The sequence below is a fragment of the Polaromonas sp. YR568 genome, from assembly GCF_943369675.1.
Taxonomy (GTDB): domain Bacteria; phylum Pseudomonadota; class Gammaproteobacteria; order Burkholderiales; family Burkholderiaceae_C; genus Polaromonas.
Genome location: NZ_CALROB020000078.1, coordinates 1 through 10,911 on the forward strand (window position 1 = coordinate 1; position 10,911 = coordinate 10,911).

Annotated in this window: 13 protein-coding genes; 10 read left to right on the forward strand and 3 right to left on the reverse strand. The window is 65.7% G+C overall.

The annotated features are described in order from the left end of the window. Together ACLV8F_RS24220 and ACLV8F_RS24225 are read left to right on the forward strand one after the other, a co-directional pair. The coding region (locus ACLV8F_RS24220) for a methyl-accepting chemotaxis protein (protein ID WP_411886748.1) at positions 1–714 on the forward strand (714 nt) is incomplete at its 5' end. A 99-nt stretch (positions 715–813) separates the two neighbouring features. Further along, entirely contained in the window at positions 814–2,523 is a 1,710-nt protein-coding gene (locus ACLV8F_RS24225) for a methyl-accepting chemotaxis protein (RefSeq protein WP_411886749.1), read from the forward strand. Between the two features lie 759 nt (positions 2,524–3,282). Here ACLV8F_RS24225 and ACLV8F_RS24230 read toward each other — a convergent pair. The 3 genes from ACLV8F_RS24230 to flgA form a co-directional block, all read right to left on the reverse strand. Then, positions 3,283–3,738: a flagella synthesis protein FlgN gene (locus tag ACLV8F_RS24230; protein WP_411886750.1), complete on the reverse strand. Its 456-nt coding sequence runs from the start codon at positions 3,736–3,738 to the stop codon at positions 3,283–3,285. After that, complete coding sequence (gene flgM / locus ACLV8F_RS24235) at positions 3,735–4,019, reverse strand: flagellar biosynthesis anti-sigma factor FlgM (RefSeq protein WP_411886751.1); 285 nt, start codon at positions 4,017–4,019, stop codon at positions 3,735–3,737. The genes ACLV8F_RS24230 and flgM overlap by 4 nt, the downstream gene beginning before the upstream one ends. Positions 4,020–4,103: 84 nt before the next feature. Beyond that, positions 4,104–4,850: a flagellar basal body P-ring formation chaperone FlgA gene (gene flgA / locus ACLV8F_RS24240; RefSeq protein ID WP_411886752.1), complete on the reverse strand. Its 747-nt coding sequence runs from the start codon at positions 4,848–4,850 to the stop codon at positions 4,104–4,106. 436 nt (positions 4,851–5,286) lie between these two features. Between flgA and flgB the strand changes: the two genes are divergently transcribed. The 8 genes from flgB to ACLV8F_RS24280 form a co-directional block, all read left to right on the forward strand. After that, positions 5,287–5,691 carry a flagellar basal body rod protein FlgB gene (flgB, locus tag ACLV8F_RS24245; RefSeq protein WP_411886753.1) on the forward strand — a complete coding sequence of 135 codons (405 nt, stop codon included), beginning with the start codon at positions 5,287–5,289 and terminating at the stop codon, positions 5,689–5,691. Between the two features lie 39 nt (positions 5,692–5,730). Next, entirely contained in the window at positions 5,731–6,147 is a 417-nt protein-coding gene (gene flgC / locus ACLV8F_RS24250; RefSeq protein WP_411886754.1) for a flagellar basal body rod protein FlgC, read from the forward strand. A gap of 36 nt (positions 6,148–6,183) precedes the next feature. Beyond that, positions 6,184–6,849: a flagellar hook assembly protein FlgD gene (locus tag ACLV8F_RS24255; protein WP_411886755.1), complete on the forward strand. Its 666-nt coding sequence runs from the start codon at positions 6,184–6,186 to the stop codon at positions 6,847–6,849. Positions 6,850–6,935: 86 nt separating this feature from the next. Next, positions 6,936–8,222: a flagellar hook protein FlgE gene (gene flgE / locus ACLV8F_RS24260; RefSeq protein WP_411886756.1), complete on the forward strand. Its 1,287-nt coding sequence runs from the start codon at positions 6,936–6,938 to the stop codon at positions 8,220–8,222. A 56-nt stretch (positions 8,223–8,278) separates the two neighbouring features. Beyond that, positions 8,279–9,022 (forward strand): flagellar basal body rod protein FlgF, encoded by a 744-nt coding sequence (locus tag ACLV8F_RS24265; protein WP_411886757.1) that lies wholly within the window; start codon positions 8,279–8,281, stop codon positions 9,020–9,022. Between the two features lie 86 nt (positions 9,023–9,108). Next, positions 9,109–9,891 (forward strand): flagellar basal-body rod protein FlgG, encoded by a 783-nt coding sequence (flgG, locus tag ACLV8F_RS24270; RefSeq protein ID WP_411886758.1) that lies wholly within the window; start codon positions 9,109–9,111, stop codon positions 9,889–9,891. Beyond that, entirely contained in the window at positions 9,891–10,592 is a 702-nt protein-coding gene (locus ACLV8F_RS24275) for a flagellar basal body L-ring protein FlgH (RefSeq protein WP_411886759.1), read from the forward strand. Before flgG ends, ACLV8F_RS24275 begins: the two co-directional genes overlap by 1 nt. An 8-nt stretch (positions 10,593–10,600) precedes the next feature. Next, on the forward strand, positions 10,601–10,911 hold a 311-nt coding region (locus ACLV8F_RS24280), incomplete at its 3' end, for a flagellar basal body P-ring protein FlgI (protein WP_411886760.1).

Consider the following 10,911-nt stretch of genomic DNA (forward strand, 5'->3'; position numbering starts at 1 on the left):
GCCGTCAAGGGCGGCAGCGTGGTGGCCGAGGTGGTCGGCACCATGGGCGCCATCAATGCGTCGTCCAGGAAGATCGTCGACATCATCGGCGTGATCGACGGGATTGCCTTCCAGACCAATATCCTGGCCTTGAATGCCGCGGTCGAAGCCGCGCGTGCCGGTGAACAAGGCCGGGGCTTTGCGGTGGTGGCCGCCGAGGTGCGCAACCTGGCGCAGCGCAGTGCCGCCGCCGCAAAAGAAATCAAGACCCTGATCGATGACTCGGTGAGCAAGGTCGAAGAGGGCAGCAGCCAGGTGGCCGAAGCCGGCAAGACCATGGACGAGATCGTCGACAGCGTCAAACGTGTGACCGACATCATGGCCGAGATCACGGCCGCGAGCCAGGAGCAGACGGCCGGCATCGAACAGGTCAGCCAGGCGATTACGCAGATGGACCAGGTCACGCAGCAAAATGCCGCGCTGGTCGAAGAAGCCGCCGCAGCAGCATCGTCGCTGCAGGAGCAAGCGGCCAACCTGTCGCAGGTGGTCAGCGTGTTCCGTGTCGACGCCGCAAACGTGCAAGCCCGCGCGCCGCAGCGCCCGCCTGCCCGCCCGGCCGCGACGCCCCAACAGCCGCCGAAATCCCGGCAAGCCATTGCCGCGCCGCAGCGCAAGCCCGCCGCGCCCGCGGGCGGGCTCGCCATGGCCGGCGGCGGAAGCTGGGAAACTTTTTAAGCGCGTCCCGCCATCCGTGACAGCGCGCGATTTTCCGCCGTACAACAACCCACAACAGCCGGCTTCGATCCACCCCTTGTTTTTCTGAAAGTTTGAACCATGACACTCAACAACATCAAGGTCGGCAGCCGCCTGGCGCTGGCCTTCGGCCTGATTCTTCTCATCATGGCGGCGATTTCCGCCATCGGCGTCTGGCGCCTGCAGGGCCTGGCCGACACGACGCACCAGCTCGGCACCGCCGACAACGAAAAACTCAAGATGGCCGTGCAATGGCGCCAGACCATTGACCTGAACTGGGTGCGCACCCGCGCCTCCATCATGGACGCCGACACCAGCCGCATCCCGATGTGGCAGGCCGACATGGACAAGACCTCGGAGATCTCCACGGCCTCGCGCAAGCGCCTGATCGAGCTGATCCAGTCGGACGAAGGCAAAAAACTCATCGCCGACATCGATGCCAGGCGCGAAGCCTACCGCACACCGCGCGCCGCCGTGCTCAAAAGAAGGCAGGCCGGGGAAGACGTCACCGCCATCCTGGAGCGCGAGCTCAAGCCGCTGGCCGACAGCTACAGCGAGAGCATCCACAAACTCGAGGAATTCCAGCAGAAACGCTATGACGAATCGCTGGAAAAGGCCGAAGCCAACGCCGCCCAGGGCCGGCTGATCCTGATCGTCGGCTCGGTGCTGGCCCTGCTGCTGGGCGCTGCTTCGGCTGTGGTGCTGACCCGCTCCATCACCGGCCCGCTGCGCCAGGCCGCCAGCAGCGCGCGTTTTATCGCCGACGGCGACCTGACCCAGCCTATCGAAAGTGTGGGCAAGGATGAAGCAGCCGAATTGCTGCAGGCCCTGAAGACCATGCAGGCCAACCTGGTCGGCATCGTCGGCAATGTGCGCGGCGGCACCGACACCATCGCCACCGCGTCCAGCCAGATCGCCGCCGGCAACCATGATTTGTCGTCGCGTACCGAGCAGCAGGCCAGCTCGCTGGAAGAAACCGCCGCTTCGATGGAAGAACTCACGTCGACCGTGAAACAGAATGCCGACAATGCGCGGCAGGCGAACCAGTTGGCCGTGTCGGCTTCCAGCGTCGCCGTCAAGGGTGGCAGCGTGGTGGCCGAAGTGGTCGGCACCATGGGTGCGATCAATGCGTCTTCAAGGAAGATCGTCGACATCATTGGTGTGATTGACGGCATTGCCTTCCAGACCAATATCCTGGCGCTCAATGCCGCTGTTGAAGCTGCACGGGCCGGTGAACAAGGCCGGGGCTTTGCGGTCGTGGCCGCTGAAGTGCGCAACCTGGCGCAGCGCAGCGCCGCCGCCGCGAAAGAAATCAAGACCCTGATCGATGATTCGGTGAGCAAGGTCGAAGAGGGCAGCAGCCAGGTCGCCGAAGCCGGCAAGACCATGGACGAGATCGTGGACAGTGTCAAACGCGTGACCGACATCATGGCCGAGATCACCGCCGCCAGCCAGGAACAGACCTCGGGCATCGAACAGATCAACCAGGCCATCACGCAGATGGACCAGGTCACGCAACAAAATGCCGCGCTGGTCGAGGAAGCCGCCGCCGCCGCATCGTCGCTGCAGGAGCAAGCGGCCAACCTGTCGCAGGTGGTCAGCGTGTTCAAGATGGACCGCGCGCACGAGCAGGTTGCTCAACAACAGCCGCAGCGCAGCGTGGCCCGCCCGGCCGCAACGCCCAAACAACCGCCCCGGGCCCGGAAGGCGATTGCCGCGCCACAGCGCAAACCCATCGCACCCACGGGCGATCTGGCCATGGCCGGCGGCGGGAGCTGGGAGACGTTTTAAGGTCGGGTCTTGCTCCGGCGGCGCGCCCTCTGCATGGGCTTGCTGGCCGGGGTTGCCGGCGGCAAGTAACTTTGGCGAAACCCGCAAAGCGGGTTTTCTTTTGTTCGCCAAAAGGCGCGCTGCGCGCGCGGGGTTCGCTCACTTCGCGCAGCGAAGTTACGCGAACACCAAAGTCACCAAAGAAAAGGCGACCCGCAGTCTGGGTCCCTACGCTTCGCTTCGGGCACCCTGCGGTGCTCGACTACGGCGGGGTCTCGCGCAAACTCGCTTCGCTCAAACAAGCGCGATCCCTGATCCGCCTACGTCTGCGCTCCTCGGCCCAGCCAGGACGGGGCAATCGGGAGCGGGGACAGAAGACAAATACCAAAGAACAAACCAAGACAAACAAGGACTCGCCTTGGCGAGTCCTTGTGGTTTCAGTATTTGGATTTGGTATTCCTTGTCCCCACCCCTTGTGGATGCGCCGAGGAGCGCAGGGCCAGACGGATCAGGGCAAAAACTTGTCTGAGCCGAAGGCGAGTTGTTTTTGACCCCGGCTGGACCGAGCACCGCAGGCTGCCCGTAGCGAAGCGAAGGGACGCAGCAACCAGGGTCGCCTTTTCTTTTGCTTACTTTGCTTTTGGCGAAGCAAAAGAAAAGTGAGTTGCCGCCGGGCAACCCCCGGCCAGCAAACCTATGCAAAGGGCGAGGCGCCCCGCCGGAGCAAGAGCCGGCCCGAGAGCTTATCCCTTCCCCAGCGGGGGATGGAGCAGGAGCGTTTCAGCCGACCGCGAGCCGGTTGCCGCTACCACCCGACTGGTGCGTGCCGTCCGGCCCGTACAGCGGCTGGCCGCCGGCCTTGAGGAAGTTCAGGGTCTGGCGGGTGAAGTCCAGGTGGGTGTGGACCATCACGCCGTTGCGGTGGTTAAGGTCGCGGGCCTGTTCCGCGCGGGCCAGCAGCTCGCGCCAGGTGGTTTTCAGCGCCGCGTCGCCGGCGGCGGCCGCGGCATCGGCGCCGCGGCGTCCGGGGCCGTAGCCCAGGGCTTCCTGCTGCGCGTCGCGGCGGGTGCCTATGTGGGCAATCTGTTCGGCCATGCGGGCCTTGCGTTCGGCGAGCCCGGGCAGTTCGGCAAAGTCGCCGTCGGTCATGGCTTGGGCTTCCTGGCCCAGCAATTCGAGAAACACGCCGATCGCGGCGTGCTCCCGGCTCAGCAGGTCGACCAGGATCTTGCTCATTTTTTGCCTTCGCCCAGCAGGTCGCGCACGGTGGCCATCAGGCCGTCGGCGATTTTGCCGGTGTTGACCTGGTAGCGGCCGGCACTGATCTCTTCGCGGATACGCGCCACCCGGGCGGCGTCGAAGTCGGACTGGCTCGACAGCAGCGGCGCGGCCGAGGCCTGGCGCGCCAGGCTGGCGGTGGCCGGCGTTTCAGCGGCGGGCCGGCCTTCACGGGTGGAGGCGGGTGCGACGGTATCGGCCACATTCTTGAGGAATGTGAAGGTTTTCTGGATGTTCATAGGGTATTCCTCAGAGGGATATCACCGACATAACGGCAACCCGGGTGAAAACTTTAGGGTGCATTTGCAAAAAACACCCGAAATTCATTGGATCCGCTCCACGGTGCCGTCCGCCAGCACCGTGCCGCTGAGCAGCTGGCCGCCGGGAGTCCTGACCTGGAGCAGGGCGCCGACGGCCGCGTTGGCCATTGCCTTGCCTTCAGTGCTGACGGTAAAACCGGGGCCGCGCGCGCGCAGGCGCACGTTCTGGCCCTGCTGCACCGCGACGGCGGCGCGCAGCGACTCGCGCCGCAAAGGGGCGCCCGAGGCGATGCTGTTCAGGGCCGTGACGCCGTCGAACTGGGCTGCGTCCACGACCACGCCGCGCGGCAGGGCCGTGAGGTCGCCTTCGCGCACGGCGGCATCGGCCAGGGACAGCACCTGGCCGGCGCTGATGGGCCTGGCGGCGACGTAATAGCTGCCGTGCACGGCGACATAGGCCGGCACGTAGCGCGTCCAGGGCTGGCCCGCGTTGCATTTCACGCCGACCGAGACACGGCCCCACAGGCGCGCGCCGCCGGGCAAAAAGGGCTCCAGCGCGTCGCAGGCCGGCAGCGCGCCGGACATGGGTGTATCTATGGTGATCACCACTTTGCCGGGCAGGCCCGCGGCCTGGTTCTGCAGGAACTGCTCGATGACGGGGCGCGCCTCGCCGGCCAGGGGCGCGGGCTGCGAGGTCGCGGCGCGGGCCGGCGGGTTCAAGGCGGCGACGCCGGCCATCACCAGCACAAGGCTGGACGCAAACCGTGAAAGCAGGGTGATGGGCGCGGGCATGTTGATGAAAACTTTCAATGGACAGGCTTTGATCACAACCACAACCCGTATATCGCCGGGATGTCTTCATCTGCGTAAATCGGTGAAATCTGCGGATAAATCTCTATCCACAGATTTCGCGGATTTACGCAAATTGAAAACCAGGATGCCTGTATTCGCATTTGCATAAATAGCGGTAACAGGCCTGGATTCTAGGAGCCCCTTGCGCGGCCCAAGGCTTGAAGTGCGCGGCAATCCACCTGTTGTTCATTCGATTGAAAAGCACCCGCCGGTAGTGCAATGCGTAAGCGCCGGAATGCGTTTGGACGCCACCCGGAAGGCCCGAATTGGGCGATGAAACGCCGTCTGTTCCGCTGATTGCGAAAGCCGGCAATTCCTACAATTATTTTTCGGACCGATGGCGGCGGCGCGTGTGCGCAACAGCCGGGTAACAGCTGAAACGACGGAGAGAAAGATGATCGACAAACTGGATTCGGCACTGCGCTTTCACCAGGAGGCGCTCAGCCTCAGGGCGCGGCGGCAGGAAGTGCTGTCGGCCAACATCGCGAACGCCGACACGCCCAACTACAAGGCGCGCGACTTCGATTTCAGCAGCCGCCTCACGGAGGCGGTGGAGCGCGGCCGCCAGTCCATGTCGATGACGATGTCGACCACCTCGGCGCGCCATATAGCCGGCGAAGCCCATGCGGGCGGCGAGGGCGAGTTGCTGTACCGCACGCCCGCGCAGTCCAGCATCGACGGCAACACGGTGGAGATGGACATGGAGCGCGTCAACTTCGCCGACAACGCGATGCGCTACGAGGCCAACCTCACGCTGCTCAGCTCGAAGATCAAGTCGCTGCTGGCGGCGACCCAATAAACAACCCGACCAACAACAAGAAGCAAAAGGTTACAGCACATGCCGAATTTCAACAGCTCCAGCGGTATCTTCGCGATCGCCGGCTCCGCCCTGACGGCGCAGTCGCAACGCATGAACGTGGCCGCCAGCAACATGGCCAATGCCGATAGCGTCTCCGGCCCGGACAACCAGCCCTATCGCGCGCGCCAGGTGGTGTTCGAGACCACGCCGGTGCCGGGCGACGCGATAGGCGGCGTGCGCGTGTCCCGCGTGATTGAAGACCCCTCGCCGCTGCGCATGCAGCACGACCCCAAGAACCCGCTGGCCAATGCCGAGGGTTACGTCGCCATGCCCAACGTGAATCCCGTGGAGGAGATGGTCAACATGATCTCGGCCTCGCGCTCTTACCAGGCCAACGTCGAGGTGCTCAACACCGCCAAGACGCTGGCGCTCAAAACCCTGACCGTCGGCCAGTAAGCGCCGCGCACCTCACCCCCACACAGGAGAAGATTGATGGCCGTCAACGCCCCCGCCTCTTACGACCCCGCCGCCGCGCTGGGTTCCATGGTGTCCCAGCAGGGCTCCACCGCCGACAGCGAGCAGCGCTTCCTCAAGCTGCTGGTCACGCAGCTGAACAACCAGGACCCGCTGAACCCGCTGGACAACGCCGAGCTGACCTCGCAGCTGGCGCAGATGAGCACCGTCAGCGGCATCGAAAAACTCAACGGCGCGGTGCAGTCGCTGCTGGCGCAAAGCGGCTCCAGCCAGGTGCTGCAGTCGGCCGCGCTGATAGGCCGCACCGTGCTGGTGCCGGGCAAGGAAGTGGCCGTCAAGGACGGTGCTTCGGAGAAATTCGGCATTGACCTGGCCGGCGCCGCCGACGCGGTGACGGTGAGCGTGAAGAACGCCGCCGGAGACACCGTGCGCACCTTCGACCTGGGCGCGCTGCCCCCGGGCGTGAAGATGATCGACTGGGACGGCAAGACGGGCACCGGCACCACCGCACCGGACGGCGCCTACACCCTGAGCGTGACGGCCAAGGCCGGCACCGACGACGTGCAGTCGCTGGCGCTGACCTACGGCAAGGTCGCCAGCGTGGCGCAGGTCTACGGCGGCGCCTCGCTGGACCTGGGCGGCGACCGCAAGGCCGGGCTGGACGAAGTCCGCCAGGTGCTCTGATTTTTTTCCGAATTTTTTGAGCCGGGGGCACTCGCCCATTTCCCTTCAACCGCAAGCAAGCAACAACTGAATAAAAAGGAAACACCATGGGTTTCGCACAAGGGGTGAGTGGCCTGAACGCCTCCGCCAGCAATCTCGACGTCATCGGCAACAACATCGCCAACTCCGGCACCGTCGGCTTCAAGTCGGGTAACACGCTGTTCTCCGACGTCTACGCGGGCTCCCGCGTCGGCCTGGGAACGCGGGTTGCCGCGGTGGTGCAGAACTTCAGCGCCGGCGCCGTGCAGAGCAGCACGCGCGGGCTGGACGTGGCCATCGTCAACGGCGACGGTTTCTTCCGCATGGCCAGCCCCAGCGGCGAAGTCATGTATTCGCGCAACGGCCAGTTCGACCAGGATGCCGACGGCTTCATCGTCAACGCCGGCGGCCTGCGCCTGACCGGCTACCAGCTCTCGGCCAACGGCACGGTCGCCGGCGGCACGCCCGGCCCGCTGCAACTGCCCACCGGCGCGATGGCGCCCAACGCGACGCAAAGCATCGTGTCGCAGTACAACCTCGATTCGCGCCTGCCGGTTCCCGCGGCCACGCCTTTCGATGCCAACAACTCGGCCACCTACAGCTATTCCAACCCGGTCAAGGTCTACGACTCGCTGGGCAACTCGCACGAAATCGCCACCTTCTTCGTGAAGACCGGCGCCAACGCCTGGAGCGTCTACGCCACCGCCGACGGCTACCCGCTCAACGCTACCGGCGGCATGATCGCCGCGCCCACGCCCGCCGGCCCGCCCGTCGTCGCCAACAGCGCGCCGCTGGCCACCGGCACCCTGAGCTTCGACACCAACGGCAACCTGGTCGCCGGCGCGCCCTCGACGCTGGTGGGCGGCAAGATCAACTTCGCCGGCCTGGACTTCGCCAACGGCTCCAGCGCCATGGGCTTCTCGATGGACCTGACCAGCTCCACCCAGTTCGGCAATGCCAACGACCCGAAAAAACTCACGCAGGACGGCTTCACCTCCGGCCAGCTGACGGCCTTCGCCATCAATGAAGACGGCACCATCACCGGCAAGTACTCCAACGAGCAGACCCAGACCCTGGGCCAGGTCGTGCTGTCTTCCTTCGTGAATCCCAACGGCCTGCAGCCCAAGGGCGACAACGTCTGGGCCGAGACCGCCGAATCCGGCCAGCCCCTGACCGGCGCGCCCGGCAGCGGCACCAAGCTGGGCGCCCTGGCCTCCGGCGCGGTGGAAGCCTCCAACGTCGACCTGACCGCCGAACTCGTGAACCTGATCATCGCGCAGCGCACCTACCAGGCCAACGCCCAGACGGTGAAGACGCAGGACCAGGTCATGCAGACGCTGGTGAACATGCGCTGATGCCGGGCTGACCGCAAGGCATCTGCAAAAAGAAAAAACAGAAAACGAAGGACAGCATGGACCGGATGATTTATATCGGCCTGAGCGGCGCCAAGCAGGCGCTGGACCAGCAGGCTTCGGTAGCCAACAACATGGCCAACGCGTCCACGCCCGGCTTTCGCGCGCAGATCAACAGCTTTCGCGCGGTGCCCGTGACCGGCGAGGAAATGGGCACGCGCGCGATGGTGGTGGCCACCACGCCGGGCGCGGACATGAGCGCGGGCCCGCTGACGCAGACCGGCCGCGCGCTGGACGTCGCGGTGCGCGGCGACGGCTGGCTGACGGTGCAGATGCCCGACGGCAGCGAAGCCTACACGCGCCTGGGCAGCCTGCAGGTCGGCGCCGAAGGCCAGATCACCACCATGAACTCGCGCCCCGTCATGGGTGACGCCGGCCCGCTGGTGGTACCGCCCGGCTCTTCCCTGGTGGTGGGCGGCGACGGCGTCATCACGGCAATCGGCGCCGGCGACCCGGTGGTGGGCGCCGCCGAGGTGGGACGCCTGAAGCTGGTGAACCCGGCCAATGCCGACCTGGTGCGCGGCGACGACGGCCTGTTCCGCATGCAGGCGGGCCGCCCGGCGCCGCAGGCCGACCCCGACGTGCGCCTGCAGACCGGCGCGCTCGAGGGCAGCAACGTCAACCCGGTGGAGGTGATGGTGCAGATGATTTCCAACGCGCGGCGCTTCGAAATGCAGATGAAGACCGTGCAGACCGCCGAAAGCAACGACCAGCAGGCCAACAAGCTGCTGGGCAATGGTTGACGGCAGCCACCCCTTTTTAAATCGGCATGAAGCCGGCCGCCGCCGCTTCATCCCTTGCAAGCTTTTACTTTCGCAGGAGTTCCCCCATGATTCGTTCCCTCTGGATCGCCAAGACCGGCCTGGATGCGCAGCAGACCCAGCTCGACGTCGTGTCCAACAACCTGGCCAACGTGGGCACCACGGGTTTCAAGCGCAGCCGCGCGGTGTTTGAAGACCTGCTGTACCAGAACCTGCGCCAGAGCGGCGGCCAGACCTCCGACCAGACCCGCATGCCCTCGGGCCTGCAGATAGGCACCGGCGCGCGCGTGGTGGCGACGGAACGCATCCACACCCAGGGCAACCCGACCAAGACCGACAACCCGCGCGACGTCTCCATCAACGGCGGCGGTTTTTTCCAGGTGCTGATGCCCGACGGCACGGCCGCCTACACGCGCGACGGCTCCTTCCAGCCCGACCAGAACGGCCAGCTCGTGACGGCCAACGGCTACCCGCTGCAGCCGGCCATCACGCTGCCGCAGGACACCACCGGCATGACCATTGGCCGCGACGGAACGGTCTCCATCACGCAGGGCGGCAGCAGCGCCAACGTGCAGATCGGCCAGATCCAGCTGGCGACCTTCATGAACCCCGCCGGCCTGGAAAGCAAGGGCGAAAACCTCTACGTCGAAACCGACGCTTCGGGCGGCGCCAACCAGACCGCCCCGGGCCAGAACGGCGCGGGCGTGCTGAACCAGGGTTACGTCGAGTCATCGAACGTGAACGTGGTGGAAGAGCTGGTCAACATGATCCAGACCCAGCGCGCCTACGAGATCAACAGCAAAGCGGTGCAGACCTCCGACCAGATGCTCGCGCGCCTGGCCCAGCTGTGATGCGCCACCCGATAGCGCACACCCGCCGCGCCTGCGGCTGGATGGCGGCCGCCGTCGGGTTGCTGCTGGGCGGCTGCGCCCAGATCCCGCGCGAGCCCATCGTGCAACAGCCCATGACGGCGCGCGCCGAGACGCAGCCGCGGCAGGCCGGGCCCGCCTACGGCTCCATCTACCGGACCGGCTTCGGCACCCAGGCGCTGTTTGAAGACAGGCGCCCGCGCTACGTCGGCGACATCCTGACCATCGTGGTCAGCGAGAACATCAACGCCAGCAAGAACTCCGCCGCCGATGCCAGCCGCAGCGGCAGCGCCACTTCCCTGCTGACCTTGGTGCCCAAGCTGCTCAGCGGGCTGATATCGAGCGACCAGGATGCCGACGCCAGCGGCAAGAACACCATGAGCGCCAAGGGCGGCGCCAATTCCAAGAACACCTTCAACGGCGTGATCACGGTCACGGTGGTGGAAGTGCTGGCCAACGGCAACCTGCTGGTCAGCGGCGAAAAGCAGATGCTGATCAACCAGGGCACGGAATACATCCGCTTCTCCGGCGTGGTCAACCCGCGCACCGTGGGCGCCAACAACGCCGTGCCTTCCAACCAGGTGGCCGACGCGCGCATCGAATACAGCGCCAAGGGCTACATCGACGAGGCGCAGACCATGGGCTGGCTGCAGCGCGTCTTCCTCAACGTATTGCCGTTCTGAGCACCATCATGCGCACCCCCAAAACTTCCATTCCCCGCCACGGCCACCGCCGCCGAGGCCCGCTCGCGGCTTTTGCGTACCTGCTGAAGCTGTGCCTGCTGCCGCCGGCCGTGGTGATGGTGGCCGTCCTGGCCGTGCCGCACGCGAAAGCCGAACGCATCAAGGACCTCGCCAGCATCCAGGGCGTGCGCGACAACCCGCTGATCGGCTACGGCCTGATGGTGGGCCTGGACGGCAGCGGCGACCAGACCATGCAGACGCCTTTCACCACGCAAAGCCTGAACAACATGCTGGGCCAGCTCGGCGTGACGGTGCCGCC

Coding starts and splice junctions, on each gene's coding strand:
- ACLV8F_RS24225 (WP_411886749.1), top strand. CDS start 814: ATGACACTCAACAACATCAAGGTCGGCAGCCGCCTGGCGCTGGCCTTC.
- flgB (WP_411886753.1), top strand. CDS start 5,287: ATGATCGACAAACTGGATTCGGCACTGCGCTTTCACCAGGAGGCGCTC.
- ACLV8F_RS24255 (WP_411886755.1), top strand. CDS start 6,184: ATGGCCGTCAACGCCCCCGCCTCTTACGACCCCGCCGCCGCGCTGGGT.
- flgG (WP_411886758.1), top strand. CDS start 9,109: ATGATTCGTTCCCTCTGGATCGCCAAGACCGGCCTGGATGCGCAGCAG.
- flgC (WP_411886754.1), top strand. CDS start 5,731: ATGCCGAATTTCAACAGCTCCAGCGGTATCTTCGCGATCGCCGGCTCC.
- flgM (WP_411886751.1), bottom strand. CDS start 4,019: ATGAACATCCAGAAAACCTTCACATTCCTCAAGAATGTGGCCGATACC.
- ACLV8F_RS24265 (WP_411886757.1), top strand. CDS start 8,279: ATGGACCGGATGATTTATATCGGCCTGAGCGGCGCCAAGCAGGCGCTG.
- flgE (WP_411886756.1), top strand. CDS start 6,936: ATGGGTTTCGCACAAGGGGTGAGTGGCCTGAACGCCTCCGCCAGCAAT.
- ACLV8F_RS24230 (WP_411886750.1), bottom strand. CDS start 3,738: ATGAGCAAGATCCTGGTCGACCTGCTGAGCCGGGAGCACGCCGCGATC.
- ACLV8F_RS24275 (WP_411886759.1), top strand. CDS start 9,891: ATGCGCCACCCGATAGCGCACACCCGCCGCGCCTGCGGCTGGATGGCG.